Genomic DNA, 20,322 nt, shown 5'->3' on the forward strand with positions numbered 1-20,322 from the left:
CATGCCAGGAATTGTGCGGCTATGGCGGTGGCGTCCGGGGGCCACGCGGCGTGGCCCGTTGGTCTTGGAGCTTGAGCGTCGCATGCCGGGCTGACGGGTAGGCGACTCGGTGGCGATTCGGTGCGGTCTGTCGGCGCGCGATGTGGTGGTACGAATGATCGTGGCTAGGCGGCCCGGGGCGGTCAACGGGCTCGCCGACGGCGGCGTCACTCTCGACCAGTTCGACACCGCGGGGATTGTGCCCTGGATAAGGTCCGGGTGGTTCCGTGCGGGGCCGGAGGCTCAGGACAGGAAGCGGTGCAGCGCTGCGGTCAGGTCGTCGGGGTTCTCCTCGGCGACGTGGTGGCCGGACTCAATCGAGTACCCGCGGAGATCGGCGGCCCAGGGGCGCCAGATGGCTAACGGATCGCCGTACAGGTCTTCCAGGTCGTCCCGGGTCGACCACAGCAGGAGAGTGGGGCAGCGGACAGTGCGGCCGTCACGCCGGTCGGCTTCCTCGTGCGCTCGGTCGACGCCGAGGCCGGCCCGGTAGTCCTCCAGCATGGCCCGCACGGTGGCCGCATCGTGGATGGCCTGCCGGAACTCCTGGTAGTTCTCGGCTCCCATGCTCTCGGGCCGGGCCTTATCGGCGTACCAGGCATCGGGGTCGGCGGCGATGGCTCGCTCCGGCTTGTCCGGCTGGGCAAAGAAGAACCAGTGGTACCAGTCATGGGCGAACTTCGCATCGCAGCGGGCGAGGGCCTCGCTGATGGGTACGCCGTCGATGACCACCAGATGACTGACCGAATCGGGGTGATCGAGCGCCAGGCGTAACGCCACGTACGACCCACGGTCGTGCCCGACCGTGGCGAACGCCGGGTGGCCCAGTTCAGCCATCAGCTGGATCAGGTCCGCGGCAACCACCCGCTTGGACTGCTGGGAGTGATCCGCGAGGATCGTCGCCTTGCCTGATTGCCCGTAGCCGCGCATGTCGGGGCAGACGACGGTGAACCCGCGATCAATCAGCTGCGGCGCGACTCGATGCCACGTCGATCCCGTACGCGGATGTCCGTGGATGAGGAGGACCGCAGGTCCGTGCCCCGCATACCGGACCCGGAGCTCCACCTCCCCGACGTCGATCCGCTCGTCCTCGAAACCGTCGAACATGGGCGACAAGTATCCGATCACCCGCCGAGCAAACATCCACTCATCGCCGTGACCGGGCACCGGAACTGTGCGGCGGCCGATGAGGGCGCTCGACACCCCGGGCTCACGCCGGCACCACCGCCTCAGATGCCGAATACCGGGCAACCCGTCGCCGGGGTCGGGTCGGTGTCAACGCCGCCCTGCTCAATACACTGTCAGCCCGTGATCGTGGAACTGGCCACGGACCCGATGCAGCAGCGCCTCATCCGGTGGCTGCGTGTCCGCCAGCGGGAACGGCAGGCCGAGGGCGGCGTACTTCTGAGCGCCGAGCCGGTGGAAGGGCAGCACCTCGACGCGTTCGACGGTGGGCACGTCTGCTGCGATGGAGGCGACCGCGTCGACGTTGCGCGGATCGTCGGTGAGGCCGGGCACGAGGACGAAACGGACCCAGATCGGCACGCCGCGGTCGGCCAGGCGGTGCGCGAACCGCACGGTCGGCGCCAGCCGCCCGGTTCGGGTCACCGTCCGGTACGTGGCCGGGTCGCCGGACTTGATGTCGAGCAGCACCAGGTCGGTGGCGTCGAGCAGGGCGTTGTCGGCGCGGTCGCCGAGCAGGCCGCTGGTGTCCAGGGCGGTGTGCAGCCGCATCTCCTTGCACTGGCGCAGCACCTCGCGGGTGAAGGCGGGCTGTTGCAGCGGTTCCCCGCCGCTGAGGGTGACGCCGCCGTGGGCGACCTTCAGGAAGCGTTCGTAGCGGCGGATCTCGGTGAGCAGGTCGTCGACGGAGGTGGGTCGGCCGAAACGACGGTACTGGGTGTCGGGGCTGTGGCAGTAGAGGCAGCGCAGCGGGCAGCCGGCCAGGAACGCGACGAACCGGGTGCCCGGCCCGTCCACTCCGGTGGAGATGTCGAAGGAGTGGAGCGAGCCGGTCACCGGGGCCGTGACGGCGGTCATCACAGCGATCCGTGGAAGGTCCGGGAGATGACGTCGCGCTGCTGCTCGGGAGTGAGCCTGACGAAGTTCACCGCGTACCCGGAGACCCGGATGGTCAGCTGCGGGTACTTATCCGGGTGGGCCATGGCGTCCTCGAGTGTCGCCCGGTTCAACACGTTGACGTTCATGTGGAAACCGCCGCTGTCGGTGTAGCCGTCGAGCACGCCGGCGAGGTTGATGATCCGTTCGTCACGGGTGTGGCCGAGGCCGTCCGGAGCGACGGTGATCGTCAGCGAGATCCCGTCGCGCGCGCAGCGGTACGGCAACTTGGCGACCGACAGCGCGGCGGCGACCATGCCGTGCGTGTCGCGGCCGTTCATCGGGTTCGCGCCCGGCGCGAACGGCTCACCGGCGCGTCGCCCGTCGGGCGTGTTGCCGGTGTGCCTGCCGTAGACGACGTTCGAGGTGATCGTGAGAACAGAGAGCGAAGGCTCGGCGCCCCGGTAGCTGGGCTGCCGCCGGATCTTGGCCATGAATCGTTCGACCAGGTCGACGGCGATCGCGTCGGCGCGGTCGTCGTTGTTGCCGAACGCCGGGAAGTCTCCGTCCACGGCGTAGTCGACGGCCAGACCGTTCTCATCGCGCAGCACCTTGACATGGGCGTGCTTGATGGCGCTCAGGCTGTCCACGGCGACCGACAGGCCGGCGATGCCGGTGGCGAGGAAGCGGTGCACGGGGTAGTCGTGGAGGGCCATCTCGATGCGCTCGTAGGCGTACTTGTCGTGCATGTAGTGGATGACGTTGAGCGCGTCGACGTAGGTCTCGGCCAGCCAGTCCAGCGTCCGGTCGTACGCGGCCAGGACCTCGTCGTAGTCGAGCACGTCGTCGGCGATCGGTTCGGCGACGAAGACCTGCTCGCCGGTCATCTCGTCGCGGCCGCCGTTGATCGCGTACAACAGGGCCTTGGCGAGGTTGGCGCGGGCGCCGAAGAACTGCATGTCCTTTCCCACCCGCATGGCCGACACGCAGCAGGCGATGGCGGTGTCGTCGCTGTACGCGGGCCGGATCAGGTCGTCGTTCTCGTACTGGATGGCGCTCGTGTCGATGGAGACCTGGGCGCAGAACCGCTTGAACCCCTCGGGCAGCGCCGGCGACCACAACACTGTCAGGTTCGGTTCCGGGGCCGGACCCAGGTTGTACAGGGTCTGCAGGTAGCGGAAGCTCGTGCGGGTGACCAGCGGGCGGCCGTCGCAGCCGATTCCCCCGAGCGCCTCGGTCACCCAGGTCGGATCGCCGGAGAACAACTGGTCGTACTCGGGCGTGCGCAGGAACCGGATGATCCGCAGCTTGATGACGAAGTCGTCGACCAGTTCCTGCGCCTCCCGCTCGGTGAGCCGGCCCTCTTCGATGTCACGCTGCAGGTAGACGTCGACGAACGTGGCGGTCCGGCCCAGGGACATTGCCGCGCCGTTCTGCTCCTTGGTGGCCGCCAGGTAGGCGAAGTACAGCCACTGGATCGCCTCGTGGCCGGTGCTCGCCGGGCCGGAGATGTCACATCCGTACCGGCTGGCCATGAAACGCAGCTCCTCCAGCGACCGAATCTGCTCGGCCAGCTCCTCACGGTCGCGGATCACGTCGTCCGATGACAGCTGAGCGTCGAGCGACGCCTTCACCGCCCGGCGCTCGGCGACCAGGCGGTCCACCCCGTACAGCGCGACGCGCCGGTAGTCGCCGATGATCCGGCCCCGGCCGTACGCGTCCGGCAAGCCGGTGATGATGTGCGAGCGGCGGGCGGCCTTCACGTCGGCCGGGTAGGCGTCGAAGACGCCGTCGTTGTGGGTCTTGCGGTACCGGCTGAAGATCGCCTGCACGGCCGGGTCGAGGGTGAAGCCGTACGCCTTGAGGCCGGCCTCCACCATCCGCAGCCCGCCGTTAGGCATGATCGCGCGGCGCAGCGGCGCGCTGGTCTGCAGGCCCACGATGAGCTCATGGTCCTGGTCGAGGTAGCCCGGCTCGTGTGAGGTGATCGTGGACGGGGTGTGCGCGTCCACGTCGTAGACTCCGCGACGGGTCTCCTCGACGAACATGCGCTGCAGCCGCCGCCAGATCCGTTCGGTACGGTGCGTCGGCCCGGTCAGGAACTCCGGCCCGCCGGTGTACGGCTCGATGTTGTCGTGGATGAATCCGCCGACGTCGATCGTCTCGCGCCAGCCGGTGCCGCGGAACCCGTGCCAGGCTTCGTGCGATGTGGTGGCCATTACTCCTCCTTCATCTCCTCCCAGCATTGCCGAGCGACCACTCGCGGCTTAAGGGTCAGAGGTCCCGGACGGGTCGGGACCGTCCGGGACCTCCAGGGCGGACGGAACGCTCAGCGCTGCTCGACGAGCCGGTGTGCCCGCAACAGGTGCGCCCACCAGGGCCGGCTCGTCGAAGCGGCGCGCAGCGGTGGCCTGCCGGTGCGCTTGAGACTGATCCAGCCGCCGGGACCCATCGTCACCGTGCCGATCGCCGGGCGCCGACGCATGGCCAGGCCCGCCGACACCGCCGCGGTGGCTACCGCCGCGGTGGCCAGCGCGGCCAGCGCGACGGTGGTGGCATCCACTGCCGGCACGAAGCGTCCGTCGATGTAGGCGCCGATCTCCCGATCGCCACGGCGAACCGGTGTCACCGTCGTTGTCATCGTGACCTCCTACCGGCTGTCCGAGCCGGCCGCTGCGCTCGCGGCGCGACCGGCCTCGAGCCGGGCGATCGGCACCCGGAACGGCGAGCAGGACACGTAGTCCAGGCCGGCGTCGTGGAAGAAGCGCACCGAGGCCGGATCGCCGCCGTGCTCGCCGCACACCCCGATGGTCAGGTCGGGCCGGATGGCGCGGCCGCGTCGGACGGCGGTGCGGACGAGCTCGCCCACGCCGTCGCGGTCGATGCTCTCGAACGGTGATACCGAGAAGATGCCCAGCTCGAGGTACCGGCCGAAGAACGCGCCTTCCACGTCGTCGCGGGAGAAGCCCCATGCCATCTGGGTCAGGTCGTTGGTGCCGAACGAGAAGAATTCGGCGACGCCGGCGATCTGCCCGGCGGTCAGGGCGGCCCGGGGCACCTCGATCATGGTGCCGAGCCGGATCGGCGGCGCACCGGGCACGCTCGCCAGCACCGACTCCGCTTCCGCGCGTACCGTCTCGAGTTCTTGAACCGCTCCGACCAGCGGAACCATGATCTCCGGCTGGGGGTCGCCGCCTGCGGCGATGCGAGCGGCCGCGGCCTGCGCGATCGCGCGGACCTGCATGGCGAACAGACCCGGGATCACCAGGCCCAGGCGTACGCCGCGCAGCCCGAGCATCGGGTTCTGCTCGTGCATGCGCCGCACCGCGGTCAGCAGTGTGCGGTCGTGGCCCGGGTCCACGCCGAGCGCCTCTGCGTGGGCCACCCGGGCGGTCAGCTCCTCCAGCGGGGGCAGGAACTCGTGCAGCGGTGGGTCGATGAGCCGCACGGTCACCGGCAGCCCGTCCATCGCGGCGAACAGCTCCTCGAAGTCGGCCCGCTGCAAGGGCAGCAGCGCCTGGAGGGCTTCGGAGCGGGCGGCGTCATCCTCGGCCAGGATCAGCCGCTCGACCAGCCGGCGGCGGTCGCCGAGGAACATGTGCTCGGTGCGGCACAAGCCGACCCCGGTGGCGCCGAAGCGGCGGGCTCGGGTGGCGTCGACGGCGGTGTCGGCGTTGGCGTGCACGTCGAGCCGGGCCTGGTGATCGGCGTGGGCCATCAGCCGCTCCACCGCGGAGAGCAGCGGGTCGCCGTGCGCCGCCAGCTCGCCCTCGAAGTACCGCACCACCGCGGAGGGCCGCACGGCGACCGATCCCGGGTAGACGTTCCCGGTGGTGCCGTCGATCGAGATGATGTCACCGGCGTGCAGGGTGCGACCCGCCACGGTGACGGCGTCGCCGTCGATGCGTAGTTCCTCGGTGCCGCAGACACACGTCTTGCCCATGCCGCGGGCGACCACCGCGGCGTGTGACGTCTTGCCGCCGCGCGAGGTCAGGATGCCTTGAGCAGCGATCATGCCGGGCAGGTCGTCGGGATTGGTCTCCCGGCGCACCAGGATGACCGGCTCGGTCGCCGCCACCGCGGCGGCCGAGTCGAAGACGATCGCGCCGACGGACGCGCCCGGAGAGGCCGGCACGCCGGTGGTCAGCGGTGGGGGAGCGGCGGTGGTGTCGAAACTGGGGAACATCAGCTGGGCCAGTTGCTCACCGGTGACCCGCTGCAGTGCCTCATGCAGGGTGATGCGGCCCTCGTCGACCAACTGGGCGGCGATGACGAACGCGGCGGCCGGGGTGCGCTTGCCGACCCGGGTCTGCAGCATCCACAACCTGCCGTTCTCGATGGTGAACTCGATGTCGCACAGATCGCGGTAACGCTGCTCGAGCCGCTGCATGATCGACAGCAGCTGCCGATGGCTCGCTGGATCGATGGCGGCGAGCTCGGCCAGCGGCACAGCGTTGCGGATCCCGGCGACCACGTCCTCCCCCTGAGCGTTGCGCAGGTAGTCGCCGTAGACGCCACGCCGTCCGGTGGCCGGGTCCCGGGTGAAGGCGACCCCGGTTCCGGAGTTCTCCCCCCGGTTGCCGAAGACCATCGCCATGACGTTGACCGCGGTGCCCAGGTCCTGCGGGATGCGCTCCTGCCGGCGGTACAGGATGGCGCGTTCGGCGTTCCACGAGCGGAACACCGCTGCGATCGCCAGGAACAGCTGTTCGTGCGGTGCCTGTGGAAAGTCTCGGCCGGTGTGCTGGTGGAACACCTTCTTGTACGCGTGTACCAGGTCCTGTAGTTGAGTCGTGCCGAGTTCCGGGTCCGTTGCGACGCCCGCGATCGACCGCGCGGCCGTCAGCTCCTCTTCGAAAGCTTCGCCGGGAACGTCGAAAACCGTCTTGCCGAACATCTGGATCAGGCGCCGGTACGAGTCCCAGGCGAACCGCTGATCCGCGCTCTGCCGGCCGAGGCCGACCACGCTCGCGTCGTTCAGGCCGATGTCCAGGATTGTCTCCATCATTCCCGGCATCGAGAACTTGGCACCGGACCGCACCGACAGCAACAGCGGATCTGCGGCGTCACCGAAGGTCTTGCCCATCCGGTTCTGCATCAGCCGCAGGTGGTGTTGGACCTCGGTGAGCAGGCCCGCGGGCATCGTGCCGGTGCGCAGGTAGGCGCGGCACGCCTCGGTGGTGACGGTGAACCCTGGCGGCACCGGCAGGCCCATCAGGGTCATCTCGGCCAGGTTGGCGCCCTTGCCGCCGAGCAGGTCCTTGAGGTCCTTGTTGCCGTCGGTGAAGTCGTAGACGTATCGGGTCATGGCACTTGTCACCCCTTCCCTTTCCTTCCTTTGTAGACCGGTCGGGGTTCTTCGCCGTAGGGCCGGACGACCCCCATCGACGGGCCGTGGCGCGACGCGCGTGGTGACGCGCTCTTGCGGCCCTGACCTGCGTCTTTGCGGGCCTCTACCGTCACAGGTGGGAAGCGGGGAGGCGGGTGGCTGACCGCCACCCGCCTCGAGGTCCCGCCGCTGCCGCCGGGCATCGCCGGGAGACGGCGGCGCCCGCCGGCGCCACCGTCTCGGTGAAGCTCAGCCGCGTGCGGCCCAGTCGCCGAGCGCCCAGTCGCGGACCTCGGGCATGTCCTCCAGGTGCTCCACCACGTACGCCTCGTGGCGGTCGAGCTGACTCTGGCACCAGGCCTTGAGGTCCGCGGCGCCGCGGGGGAGGCGCCTGGCGTTGTTGATGGCGTCCATCACGAGGTGGTACCGCGACGCCTTGTTGCGCACCGTCATGTCGAACGGGGTGGTGGTCGTGCCCTGCTCGATGAAGCCGCGGACGCGGAACCGGTCCGCGTCGGGGCGGCCGTGCACGAGCTGGTGGATCGCGCCGGGGTAGCCGTGGAAGGAGAACACCACGTCGACGGTGTCGGTGAACAGCTCGGTGAACAAGGTCTCGTTCATGCCGTGCGGGTGGTCCTTGGGCCGGACCAGCGTCATCAGGTCGACCACGTTGACCACGCGGACCTTGAAGCCGGGCAACCGGTCGCGCAGGATCTGTGCGGCCGCGACCGTCTCCATGGTGACGACGTCGCCGGCGCAGGCGAGGACGATGTCGGGGTCGCCGGTGCCGTCGTCGGTGCCGGCCCAGTCCCAGACGCCCGCGCCGCGGGCGCAGTGCTCGATCGCCTCGTCCATGGAGAGGTACTGCAGCTGCGGCTGCTTGTCGATCACGATCAGGTTGATGTAGGACCGCGACCGGAAGCAGTGGTCGGCCACCGAGAGCAGGGTGTTGGCGTCCGGCGGCAGGTACACCCGGGCGACGTCGCCGCGCTGGGTCAGCACCACCTGGATCAGGCCGGGCCCCTGGTGGGAGAAGCCGTTGTGGTCGTTGCGCCACGCCGTCGAGGTGAGCAGCACGTTGAGGCTGGGTACCTTCTCGCGCCACGGCAGATTCTTGGCCTCCTGCAACCACTTGCCGTGCTGCACGGTCTGGGAGGCGCTGACCATGGCGAACGCCTCGTACGTGGCGAACATGCCGTGCCGACCGGTCAGGTTGTAGCCCTCCAGCCAGCCGTGGCAGTTGTGCTCGCTGAGCACCTCCATGACCCGGCCGTGGCGGCTGATCGCCACATCCTCTGACGTCACGCGCTCCATGAAGGCGCGGTCGGAGACCTCGAAGACGGAACCGAGCCGGTTGCTGTTGGTCTCGTCGGGGCAGAACAACCGGAACCGGTCGGCGTTGCGGGCGTAGATGTCACGCATCATCTCGCCCAGCTTGCGCGTCGACTCGGCCCGCCGCTGTGCGGGCCGGGGCACGTCGACCGCGTAGGCACGGAAGTCCGGCAGGTCCAGATCGCGGGTCAGCACCCCGCCGTTGGCATGCGGGCTGGCGCTCATCCGTAGGTCACCGTCGGGAGCCTGGTCCCGGATCAACGCCACGGGCGCGCCGGCGGAATCGAACAGCTCCTCCGGACGGTACGACTTGAGCCAGCGTTCGAGCAGTGCGAGGTGCTCCGGATTGTCCTTGACGCCGGACAGCGGCACCTGGTGCGACCGCCAGGTCCCGGTGACGGTGATCCCGTCGACGGAGTCCGGCCCGGTCCAGCCCTTCGGTGACCGCAGGATGATCAGCGGCCAGGCCGGGCGGGTACCGTCCCAGGAACCGTCGCGCGCGGCGGTCTGGATGTCGCGGATCCTCGTCCAGGCAGTGACGAGGGCGGCGGCGAAGCGGTGGTGCATGCCGGGCAGGTCGGAGCCCTCGACCTCGATGACGTCGTAGCCGTGGCCACGCAGCAGGTTGCGTACCTCCTCGGGATCCTTGCGCCCCAGCACGGTGGGGCCGGAGATCTTGGCGTCGTTGAGGTGCAGGATCGGCAGGACCGCGCCGTCGCGCTCGGGGTTGAGAAAGGACACGCCCTTCCAGGAGCCCTCGAGGGGCCCGGTCTCGGCCTCACCGTCGCCCACCACCGCGATGGCCAGCAGGTCCGGGTTGTCCATGACCGCGCCGAACGCGTGGACCAGGACGTAGCCCAGTTCGCCGCCCTCGTGGATGGAGCCGGGGGTGGTCACCGACACGTGCGACGGGATACCGCCCGGGCTGGAGAACTGCCGGAACAGGCGCAGCATCCCGGCCTCATCCTGACTGACGTCCGGGTAGATCCCGCTGTAGGTGCCTTCCAGGTAGCCGGCGGCCACCAGTGCCGGGCCGCCGTGACCCGGACCGGCCAGGTAGATCGCCTGCTGACCGGTGTGCCGGATCAGCCGGGAGACGTGTGCGTAGATCAGCGACAGACCGGGGCTGGTTCCCCAGTGACCGAGCAGGCGTGGCTTGATGTGCTCAGCCGACAGGGGCTCGCGCAGCAACGGGTTGCCCTGCAGGTAAATCTGCCCGATGGTCAGGTAGTTGTTCGCCCGCCACCACGCGTCCAGACGGGCGAGTTCGGTGTCGTCGAGCTCGGCGAGCGTACGGGGCTCGGATACGACCGCGGTCACGGCGGCTCCTTTCACAGATCTCGGCTTGTCAGGAGTCACGCTAGGCCCGGCCGACGTCGCCCCCAAGGGCCAGAAGCCGTCCGCCGAGGGACGTTCGGCCCCCAGTTCCGGGACCTCAGGGCACCGCCGGTCTGATCAGGAATACCGGGTAATCCGGCGCGATCGTCATGAACTCAGCGAGTGGGGAATGCCGATCGACCGGGAAGTGCGGGCGGGCGCCCGGTGCCTTGGCGAGATACTCGCGCAGGATCGGCGCTCGTTCCGCCACGTCCACCTCGACCAACCGGACCGACTCCCGCCGGCCACGCCGAAGGGTGGCCGCACCGTCGGCAGCCCGCACGTTGGCCACCCAGTTGGCCCGGCGCCCGAGCATCGAGACCAGGTAGCGCTCCCCGCCATGAATGGTCATCACCAACGGCACGGCCACCGTCCGCCCGCTTCTGCGGCCGACCACTTCCACTGTCACCCAACCCGACGGTGCCAGGAATCCGCTGCTGTGCTGGGCAGCGGCGATCCGGTTGAGCACCCGCGCCAGGCGACCGGGGCGTCCTCCCCGGTACATCCGGGCGCGCCATGATCGTCGAATGGTCACTGGTCGCTCCTTCGCAGAACCTCGGACAGCGGCCGGCGCGGTGTCACCGCGGCCTGTGGTCCGTATCCGATCCGGATGATCATCTGGGCCCAACGGCCGGCCGCGGTGTCGGTGAGCAGTTCGCGGATCGCCGGAACCTCGACCGGTTGGCTGATGGGAGTGGTGGCCAGCCTCAGCCGGGTGGCCGCCAGCAGGACGTGCTGAAGGGCCTGACCGGCGCGTACCCAGTCGTGCGGGCCGTCACCGAGCGTCGCGAGCACGGCGATGGTCGGGTGCGCCTCGAAGAACTCACTTGTCCGCCAGGGTTGTGGGTGGACGAGGCCGAAGTCTCGGATCGGCATTCGTTCGAGGGCGTCCCACGGTCCGATGGCGGCGGCTGGGATGCCGTCGTGGCGGCCCGACGCGGGCCTCGTCCAGCGGCTCAGCTCGGCCCGGTAGCGGCCGCTCGTGCGCAGCCGGCGCTCAGCCTGGTGCCCGAGCCCCAGGATGGCGTTGCGGGTGACCGGACCGGCGACCGTGAGTGCCACCCCCTGGTCCGCGGCGGCCACGGTCAGCTCCTCGATCGCGTCGGCAGAAACCGCCGAGTCGGCGAACGGCCACCGATTGGTGTGCCGCCGGGCGATCGCTTCGGCCAACGTCGTCACGGTTTCCGGCGGTGGGGATTCGCGATCGAGCAGCACCCGGGCCACCAGGTCGGGCGAGTCCGGTTCCGGGAAGAGGACGTACGTCGTGCGCCAACCCTCTGCCCGCAGAGCCAGCCGCAGGGTGAACACTGCCGCACCGACACTGATCAGGAGTTCGCGCCCGGACGCGTCCAGCGCGTCGAGTTGGCGGCTGCGGTCCGCGTACACCCGCACCTCCCGGCCGCTGACGCGGAAGAGCCATGGCTGGCTGTTGTGCAGCGAGGGGGCCAGCGTCGCGGCCGCCACGCACCGGGCGAGCAGGTTCATGACGCGCCTTCCGCGCGCTGCTTGATACCCAGCAGCATCCGGCGTTCCATGATCAGACTGCCCGGTTCCATCACCAGGCGGTACGCGATCCGAACCGGTCCCGGACTGCCCGCCAGTGCGATCCGGTTGCGGCTGATCAGCCGGGTGCCCGCCCCGTCGGGCCGCAGGTGGAAGGCCCACACCCAGGCGCCATCGGCGGACCGGAACACCAGCGTCCGCTCCGGGTCGAGGATCTCGACCCGCATGGCGGGCCCGTTCCTGCCAAGCGGTAGTTCGTCGCCGGTGGCGAGGTGCTGGAACCGTGGCAGGATCTCGTCGGCGCTGTGCATGTCGAGCCCGAAGAGGTTCTCGATCCAGTCGTAGGTGTAGGCGCCACCGCGACCGCTGCCCATCTGCACGAGCCAGGGCCAGACCGCCTTGGGTGGTGCCTCGATGGTGACTGCCCGGGTGGAGACGATGTCCGGGTCGGCGAGGAACTCGTCGCCGGGCAGCGTGCCCGCCACCTCGCCCGTCGTGGCTCCCCACGTGAGCAACCGCCCGGGTCGTTGGAGCACTGTTCCCTTCATGGCCTCTCCCTTTCTGAGCGAAAGCGGCACCTCCCGGTCTACTCAGCCGGCGGTCGCCGATCCGTGGTACGCGGCGCGCATCAGTTCCTGCATGTCGGCGAGCATCGGCATCCGGGGATTGGCCGGCGCGCACTGGTCCTCGTACGCGTTGAGCGCCTGCTGCGGCAACGCCGCGAGGAAGGCCTGTTCGTCCACCCCGACGGCCGCGAACGAGGGTTCGATGCCGACCTCGTCGCGCAGCCTCTCGATCGCCGTGGCCAGAGCTTCGACCGCCTCGGCGTCGGTCGCCGCGGGCAGCCCGAGGGTGCGGGCGATGTCGGCGAAGCGTTGCGGCGCCCGGTAGCTCTCGTACTTGGGCCAGCTGGTGAGCTTGCTCGGCACGGCGCCGTTGTAGCGGATGACGTGCGGGAGCAGGATCGCGTTGGTGCGTCCGTGCGCGACGTGGAAGGTGGCGCCCAGGGTGTGCGACATGGCATGCACGATGCCGAGGAAGGCGCTGCCGAACGCCATGCCGGCGATCGTTCCGGCGTTGTGCATCTTCTCGCGGGCCTGCGGGTCTGCCGCGCCGTGGTGCACGGCCCGGGCCAGGTTGCCGAAGATGAGCCGGATGGCGTGCAGGGCCAGCCCGTCGGTGAAGTCGCTGGCGTAGACCGACACATACGACTCGATCGCGTGGGTGAGCGCGTCGAAGCCGCTGTCCGCGGTGACCACCGCCGGCAGGTCGGCGGCCAGCACCGGGTCGACGATCGCCACACTCGGCGTGAGAGCGTAGTCGGCGAGCGGGTACTTCTTGCCCGACGCGGTGTCGGTGATGACGGCGAACGGGGTGACCTCGGCCCCGGTGCCGGAGGTGGTCGGAACGCAGACGAGTTGGGCCAGCGTGCCGAGGGTGGGGAATTTGAAGGCGCGTTTGCGGATGTCGAAGAACTTCTCCCGCAGATCGGCGAAGACCACCTCGGGGTGTTCGTAGCGCAGCCACATCACCTTGGCGGCATCCATCGCCGAGCCCCCGCCGAGCGCGATGATGGTGTCCGGCCGAAACGAGCGCATCAACTCGGCGCCGCGGTCGACAGTGCGCACGCTGGGCTCCGGCTCGACGTCGTCGATGATCTGCAGAGCCACCTGCTCGCGGCGGCGGTGCAGCACGGACAGCACGCGGTCCACGTACCCCAGCTTGGTCATCGTGTGGTCGGTGACCACCGTGACCCGGTGTACGTCGGACATGTCGGCGAGGTAACGGATCGCGTTCGGCTCGAAGTAGATCTTCGGCGGAACCTTGAACCACTGCAGATTGTTCGTACGCCGGGCAACCCGCTTGATGTTGATCAGGTCGACCGCGGTGACGTTGTGCGACACCGAATTGTGGCCGTAGCTGCCGCAGCCCAGCGTCAGCGACGGCAGGAAGGCGTTGTACATGTCACCGATGCCGCCCTGCGAGGCCGGTGCGTTCCAGATGATCCGGACGGCCTTGACCCGACGGCCGTACGCCTCGGCCAGATCTGCGTCCTGCGTGTGGATGACGGCGCTGTGGCCCAGACCGTCGAGCTCGACCATCTGCTCGGCGTACGCGAAGGCCTGGTCGTGACCGGTGGCCGACAGCAGGGCGAGCACCGGGCAGAGCTTCTCCCGGGTCAGCGGCTCGGCCGGGCCGACCTGGTCGACCGGGGTCAGGATGATCGAGGTGTCCGGGGCGACCGGGAAACCGGCGTGTTCGGCGATCCAGGTCGCTGACTGCCCGACCACGTCCGGGTTGAGTTTTCCGGAGCCGAAAAGCAGCGTCTCCAGCAGCGTCTTCTCCTGTGGCGTCGCGACGTGGGCGTGCAGTCGCCGGAACTCGGCGAGGGCGGCGGACTGGATCGCGTCGTCGATGATGACGGCCTGCTCGGAGGCGCAGATCATGCCGTTGTCGAACGACTTGGACAGCACCACGTCGTTGACAGCGCGGGCCACGTCGGCCGAAGCCTCCAGGTACGCCGGGACATTGCCGGCGCCGACGCCGAGCGCCGGTTTGCCGGTGGAATAGGCGGCTCGGACCATGGTGTTGCCGCCGGTCGCCAGGACCACCGAGACACCGGGATGCTGCATCAATTCGTTCGTCGCGGCCACCGACGGCGCCTCGATCCACTGGACGCAGTGCTCCGGCGCGCCGGCGGCGACGGCGGCATCACGGACCGTGCGGGCGGCCTCCTGGCTGCAGCGTTGCGCCGCCGGATGGAAGGCGAAGATCACCGGGTTACGGGTCTTGAGGGCCAGCAGAGCCTTGAAGATGGTGGTCGAGGTCGGGTTGGTCACCGGCGTCACCGCGGCCACCACCCCGACCGGCTCGGCGATCTGAGTGATTCCCGCGATGTCGTCCCGGGCGATCACCCCGACGGTGCGGATGTCGGCCATGTGGTTGGTGACGTGCTCGCAGGCGAAGATGTTTTTCGCCGCCTTGTCCTCGAACACGCCGCGGCCGGTCTCCTCGACCGCCAGCATCGCGAGTGCGGCGTGCCGGCTGAGCGCGGCCACCGACGCCTTCTTCACGATCTCGTCGACCTGTTTCTGGTCGTAGGAGTCGTAGTCGGCCAACGCCTTGAGACCGTTCTCAACCAAGGTCTCGATCATGCTTCTGCCCTCCGTTGGTCCTTCCTCTCGAACGTAGGTCTCCGTCGATCGGTAGCGGCACGGCCGATGGGCCCGCGAGGACGGGACCACCGGCCCGCGCTCGTACCGGGCGGCCGCCCGTCTGGTTGACGGTGGACCGCCCCGGCCGGCCGGGGCGGTCCAGCGTTCAAACCAGAGTTCAGGCCTGCGGGATTTCCCGGACCACCGCCACCGTGCACGGCGACTGGTGCAGCAGGTGGGCTACGCCTACTCCTTCACACCGATGTTGTCGATCGGAGGAGCGCCGAGCAGGCGTCGGACGGGCCACACGGTCGTTGCCAACGCCAGCAGTGTCGTGCCGCCGAGCACCGCCACCCAACCGAGCGGCGGGACGTACGGGATCGGGCTGCCGGTCAGTCCGTTGACGATCGCGCTCAGGGTCAGCGCCGCGATCGTCACGCCGATCAGCACCGCGGTGCCGAGCAGCCCGGCCTGTTCGGCCTGGACCATCCTCCGGATCTGACGGCGGGTGACCCCGACCAGTTGTAGCAACGCCAGCTCGCGGCGGCGGGCCAGCGCGGCCAGCACCATCGTGGTGGCCGCCGCCAGCGCCGCGTACCCCACCATCACGCCGATCAGCAGCCGGTTCAGCCAGGCGCCGAACGCCATGTCGGTGCTGATCAGGCGCGTACGGGTGGCGGCGTCGAGAACCTCGGTGCCCGGATGCCCAGCCGACCAGGTGGCCAACGCGGTGTCGGCGTCCGGGCCGGCGCTGACCAGGATCTCGTCGTCGGTGCCCCCGGCCGTGTGCCCGGCGACCGTCTCGGCGGCCAGCGTGACGTCGCCGAAGCCGAGGCCACGGCCGTAGATCGCGATGACGTCCAACGTGACAGGGGTGCCGTCGCCCAGCCAGAGTTGCGCCTGGTCGCCGACGTCCCAGCCGGACGAGGACGCCTGCATCGCCGACAGGGCGACAGTGCCGGCGCGCAGCTCGGCCAGGTTGCCCTCGCGCACGGCGAGGTCCATCGTCGACGTGATGCCCGCCGGGTCGACCGACTGCGCGCTGACCGGCTCGATTCCGCCGAGCGCCCGCACCACCACCTGCGTACGGTGCACACCGGTGGCCGCCTGCACCCCGGGCAACTCACGGATCTCCCGCGCCGCGTCCTTCGGCAGCCCACCCGGAGCGACAAGCACCCGCTCGGCGAGCGTTCCCGCGCTGCTCTGCGTGGTGGTCTGCCGTTCCAGGTTGTTCTGCAGGAACCACACCGAGCCGCCGAACCCCACTGACAGCACAAGGGCGGTCAGGACGGTCGCCATGCCCTGCGCGTTGGCCCGCAGGTTGGCTGCGGCCAGGTAGCCGCTGACCCGCCACATCCGCGGCAACAACGGTGTGAGCAGACGTGCCGCGTACGCGTTGATCCTCGGTGCGAGCAGCGCCACAGCGATGACGAACAGGTACAGCATGCCGACCGCGCCGGCCAGTGCCCCGGTCGACCCGGCGGCACCGAGCGTGAACGCCCCGGAGGCGCCGGCCGCCGCCAGCGTCAGCACGCCGGCGATCAGCCGCACCCGGCCGCTACGCCGAGGCTCGACAGCGATCTCGCCGAGCGCCTCGATCGGCTTGATCCCGGTGACCCGGCGTGCCGCGAGCACCGCGGCGAGCACCGCCACGAGGACCGCCACGAGGACCGCGGCCGGCACCGCGAACAGGCCGTCGGCCATCGGGAAGCTGGCCGGCACGAACCCCCGTCCGACCAGCTCGCCGTGCACCCAACGGGCCGCCAGCAGGCCGGCCGGGCCGCCGATCGCAGAGCCGAGCAGGGCGAGCAGCGTGGCCTCGGCGACAAGCATGCGACGCACCTGCCCCGGCGTGGCCGCGACCGCGCGCAGTAACGCCAGGTCACGTCGACGGTGCCGGACGGACAGCCCGATGGTGCCGGCCACCACGAAGACGATCAGCAGGACGACGTACCCCCCGAAAACCGATCCGACCTCGATCAGCAACGTCTGGGCGGCCTGGTCCTCCGACTGCTCGACGTTCCCACGGTCTTTCCCGGCGTACGTCGTGGCGCCGGCCGCCGACGCGATCTCGCGTACCGCGCCGAGGTCGGCGCCGGGCACCATCCGCACGCCGATCGCATCCACCCGGCCCGGGTGGGCGGACAACCGGGCGGCCTGCGCGTCGCTGAAGAACACCGCCGCCGAACCGGTCTCGGCGGTTCCGCTCACCCGGTACGACCGGCTGACCCCGCCGACGACCAGGTCGATGCGGTCGCCCGGTGCCACGCCGAGACGGGTGTCGACAAGCACCTCGTCGTCGGCCCGTGGCGCGGCACCCGCGGCGATGGGACGACCGGTGAAGGCGTACGTGTCCCAGCCGTGTCCCACGGCAGCGGGTGAGCCGATCAGCAGCCCTTCGTCGCCGGTGACGGCCGCGACGCCCGGCACCTGGCGGATCTGCTCCACAAGGGCCGCGTCCACAGTGCCGCCCTCGGGCAGCGTGACGGTGCTCGTGGTGGTGTCGCCGCCGAACTCTTTGAACGTGTGGCTGACCGTGCGGTTGGCGACGACCACGTCGGCCGTTGCCCAGAGCCGTGGCTCCGGGCGGAAACGCAGCCCGGACTCGACGAGCGTGCCCATCGCCACCAGGATCAGCACGCCGGCGATCAGGGCCAGCAGGGTCGCGGCGGCCGGGCCGGCGCGGTGCCGCAGCAGGCGGGCGGCGAGGCCGATCATCGGAGGACCCGCCGATCCAGCGAAGCCAGGTGCTCGGCGATACCGGCGGCTCCGAGCTGCGGAAGGTCGGCGACTATCGCACCGTCGGCCAACACGAGCACGCGGTCCGCGTACGACGCGGCGATCGGATCGTGGGTCACCATCACCACGGTCAGCCCGTGTTCGTCCACGACCGCGCGAAGCAGCGTCAGCACCTCCGCCGCGGTCCGCGAGTCGAGGGCGCCGGTGGGCTCGTCTGAGAAGATCACCTCGGGGCGGGTGGCCAGCGCCCGGGCGATCGCCACCCGCTGCTGCTGGCCGCCGGAGAGCGCGGCCGGCCGGTGGTGCAGTCGGTCGGTGAGGCCGACCCGCTCGACCACCTGGGTCAGCCAGGCCCGGTCCGGACGGACGCCGGCCAGGCGCAGGGGCAGCACGATGTTCTCCTCGACGGTGAGCGCGCCGATCAGGTTGAATGCCTGGAAGACGAACCCGATCCGGGTACGACGCAGCTCGGTCAGGCGGGTCTCGGACAGCCCGGACAGGTCGGTGCCTCCGATGACCACCCGACCGGAGGTGGGCCGGTCGAGCCCGGCCGCAGTCTGCAGCAGCGTGCTCTTGCCGGAGCCCGAGGGTCCCATCACCGCGGTGAAGGTGCCCCGGTCGAAGCCGACATCGATGCCCGCGAGCGCAGTCACCTGGTTACGGCCGGCGCCGTACACCCGGGTGAGGTGTTCGACGCGTACCGCCGGTTCGATGGTCTGTCCCGGATAATCCGGCATTCTGGTGGCCTCTCTCCGTGTCATCGGCAAGAACTGCGCGCACCAGAAACGCTATTGACGTGGGAGAACGGCGACCATCCCGCGGGCTGCCAGGTCCGGGTACAGCAGGCGCTACCGCCGACCACCGTTCAGGTAGCGCAGTACCGCGGTGACCCGGCGGTCGGCCTGGTCGTCCGGTGGAAGCTGAAGCTTCGAGAAGATGCTGCGGATGTGCTTGTGCACCGCGCCGTCGGTGACGAACAGCCGCTCGGCGATCGCGCTGTTGCCAAGCCCTTCGGCCATCAGCCCCAGCACCTCACGCTCACGCGGCGACAGCTCGCTCAGCGCCGTGTCCGTCCGGCGGTTGCGGGCGAGCAACTGCGCCACCACCTCCGGGTCGATCACGCTGCCGCCGTCAGCGACGCGGTGCAGCGCGGCGAGGAACTCCTCGACCCGGCCCACCCGCTCCTTCAACAGATAACCGAGCCCGGCGGCGCCGACCGAGAACAGGTCGGTGGCGAACGCCTGCTCCACGTACGCCGACAGGACCAGCACCGCGAGGCCGGGGCGGCGCCGCCGGGCCTCCACCGCGGCCACGATGCCCTCGTCGGTGTGGGTCGGCGGCATCCGTACGTCCACGATCGCGACGTCCGGAGCATGGTCGTCGACGGCGACCAGGAACTCGCCCGGAGTACCGGCTGTGGCGACCACGTCCAGATCCTCGGCCCGCAGCAGCAGAGCCAACCCCTCACGCAGCAGCGGGTCGTCCTCGGCGATCACGATCCGCATGGCAGCTCCACGTCCATTCTCGTCGGCCCGCCCGGAGGGCTCGTCAGTGTCATCCGTCCGTCGTACGCCTCGACCCGTCGGCGGATACCGGTGAGCCCTGAGCCACGTGTCTCGTCCGCGTCGCCGTGCCCGTCGTCCATAATGGACACCAGCAGTCGGCCGCGCTCGCGGCGCACGGCCACGTCCACCTGGCTCGCACCGCTGTGCCGGACGACGTTGGTCAGCGCCTCGGCCACCACGAAGTACGCGGTGGCCTCGACCGAGGCCGCGCACCGCACAGCCACGTCCACCTCAAGTCGGCAGGGCACCACGCAGCTGCCGGCCAGGCCCGCCAGCGCGCCGGCGAGACCCCGGTCGTCCAGCACGGGCGGCAGGATCCCGCGCACCACCGTACGCAGCTCGCCGAGTGCCTGTTCCGCAGCGTCCTGCGCCTGCCCGAGGATCTCGTCGGCGCGGTCCAAATTACGGCGCGCGGCCCGCCGCGCGGCGCCCAGCAACACGTTGACCGCGACCAACCGGTTCTGGGTGCCGTCGTGCAACGAACGCTCGATCCGGCGCAGTTCGACGGCGTGGGCGTCAAGCGCCGCAGCGCGGGTGGCGGTCAGCTCGGCCACCCGCAGCGACAGGTCGACACCCGGCGGCGGAGGCAGCAGCAACCGGCCCGGCCATGCCTGAAGACGGGCCAGGACCGGGCTGAACCAGATCGCGGCGGCCAGCCAGCCCACCCCGAGCACCCCGACCGCGAGTGCCTCGGACAAACCGTCGATGCGCCACCAGACGATCCCCGGCCCGCCGGCGTCGGCAGGGAGCAACTCGTACCACAGCGGGAACGTGACGTACTGCACGGCAGAGAGTGGCAGCACGAGGCCGACCAGCCCGGTCACCAGGCCGATGAGCGAGTACAGCGCGACCCAGCCGAGCTCCCGGCGCACGAAGGGATCACGCGTCGCCGTCCGCAACCCGGCCGGCACCGGCCCCGGCGTGAGGATCGGCTCACCCCAGCGGGACAGCCGGGCCCGCTCGCGGTCGGCCACCGAGCGCACCGCCCGCAACGCACCGGGCGCCGCCAGCAGCCCCACCCCGCCCAGGCAGGTCACCGCCACGATCGCCGCCCAGAGCAGCGCGCCCAGCGCCAGCGCGGCGGTGCCCAGCCCTCCGGCGAGATGCTCCAGGGCGTCGACCGAGGCGCGAACCCGGGCCCGCACGTACGCCATCGACCCACCTCCCACGCCAACATAGGCCACCGCGGGCCCCGCCCGACAACGCCCGGCGCGGAAGGTACAGC

General features: G+C 70.2%; 14 protein-coding genes. All 14 read right to left on the reverse strand.

What is annotated here, in order from left to right; genetic code table 11:
• Nucleotides 1-282 precede the first annotated feature (282 nt).
• A complete protein-coding gene (locus OH804_RS05665; RefSeq protein ID WP_406063286.1) occupies nt 283-1,146 on the reverse strand; it encodes an alpha/beta fold hydrolase in 864 nt (287 codons plus the stop codon).
• 183 nt (nt 1,147-1,329) lie between these two features.
• Nucleotides 1,330-2,079: a pyruvate formate-lyase-activating protein gene (gene pflA / locus OH804_RS05670; protein ID WP_406063288.1), complete on the reverse strand. Its 750-nt coding sequence runs from the start codon at nt 2,077-2,079 to the stop codon at nt 1,330-1,332.
• Nucleotides 2,079-4,316 (reverse strand): formate C-acetyltransferase, encoded by a 2,238-nt coding sequence (gene pflB / locus OH804_RS05675; RefSeq protein ID WP_406063290.1) that lies wholly within the window; start codon nt 4,314-4,316, stop codon nt 2,079-2,081. Before pflB ends, pflA begins: the two co-directional genes overlap by 1 nt.
• Nucleotides 4,317-4,426: 110 nt before the next feature.
• Nucleotides 4,427-4,738 carry a hypothetical protein gene (locus tag OH804_RS05680; protein WP_196924113.1) on the reverse strand — a complete coding sequence of 104 codons (312 nt, stop codon included), beginning with the start codon at nt 4,736-4,738 and terminating at the stop codon, nt 4,427-4,429.
• Between the two features lie 9 nt (nt 4,739-4,747).
• Nucleotides 4,748-7,405, reverse strand: a complete 2,658-nt coding sequence (gene ppdK / locus OH804_RS05685) for a pyruvate, phosphate dikinase (RefSeq protein ID WP_406063292.1) — start codon at nt 7,403-7,405, stop codon at nt 4,748-4,750.
• Nucleotides 7,406-7,675: 270 nt separating this feature from the next.
• Nucleotides 7,676-10,078 (reverse strand): phosphoketolase, encoded by a 2,403-nt coding sequence (locus OH804_RS05690; RefSeq protein ID WP_406063294.1) that lies wholly within the window; start codon nt 10,076-10,078, stop codon nt 7,676-7,678.
• A 115-nt stretch (nt 10,079-10,193) separates the two neighbouring features.
• Nucleotides 10,194-10,670, reverse strand: a complete 477-nt coding sequence (locus OH804_RS05695) for a nitroreductase/quinone reductase family protein (protein WP_406063296.1) — start codon at nt 10,668-10,670, stop codon at nt 10,194-10,196.
• Entirely contained in the window at nt 10,667-11,620 is a 954-nt protein-coding gene (locus tag OH804_RS05700) for an Acg family FMN-binding oxidoreductase (RefSeq protein WP_406063298.1), read from the reverse strand. The genes OH804_RS05695 and OH804_RS05700 overlap by 4 nt, the downstream gene beginning before the upstream one ends.
• A complete protein-coding gene (locus OH804_RS05705; RefSeq protein WP_406063300.1) occupies nt 11,617-12,186 on the reverse strand; it encodes an SRPBCC family protein in 570 nt (189 codons plus the stop codon). The genes OH804_RS05700 and OH804_RS05705 overlap by 4 nt, the downstream gene beginning before the upstream one ends.
• Nucleotides 12,187-12,228: 42 nt before the next feature.
• Nucleotides 12,229-14,883 (reverse strand): bifunctional acetaldehyde-CoA/alcohol dehydrogenase, encoded by a 2,655-nt coding sequence (gene adhE, locus OH804_RS05710; RefSeq protein WP_406063302.1) that lies wholly within the window; start codon nt 14,881-14,883, stop codon nt 12,229-12,231.
• Between the two features lie 156 nt (nt 14,884-15,039).
• Entirely contained in the window at nt 15,040-17,511 is a 2,472-nt protein-coding gene (locus OH804_RS05715) for an ABC transporter permease (RefSeq protein ID WP_406063304.1), read from the reverse strand.
• Entirely contained in the window at nt 17,508-18,269 is a 762-nt protein-coding gene (locus OH804_RS05720; protein ID WP_091404619.1) for an ABC transporter ATP-binding protein, read from the reverse strand. The genes OH804_RS05715 and OH804_RS05720 overlap by 4 nt, the downstream gene beginning before the upstream one ends.
• A 111-nt stretch (nt 18,270-18,380) precedes the next feature.
• Nucleotides 18,381-19,037 carry a response regulator transcription factor gene (locus tag OH804_RS05725; protein ID WP_196924109.1) on the reverse strand — a complete coding sequence of 219 codons (657 nt, stop codon included), beginning with the start codon at nt 19,035-19,037 and terminating at the stop codon, nt 18,381-18,383.
• Nucleotides 19,025-20,251 (reverse strand): sensor histidine kinase, encoded by a 1,227-nt coding sequence (locus OH804_RS05730; protein ID WP_406063306.1) that lies wholly within the window; start codon nt 20,249-20,251, stop codon nt 19,025-19,027. The genes OH804_RS05725 and OH804_RS05730 overlap by 13 nt, the downstream gene beginning before the upstream one ends.
• Nucleotides 20,252-20,322 lie beyond the last annotated feature (71 nt).

Source organism: Micromonospora sp. NBC_00860, assembly GCF_045207375.1.
GTDB lineage: Bacteria > Actinomycetota > Actinomycetes > Mycobacteriales > Micromonosporaceae > Micromonospora > Micromonospora vinacea.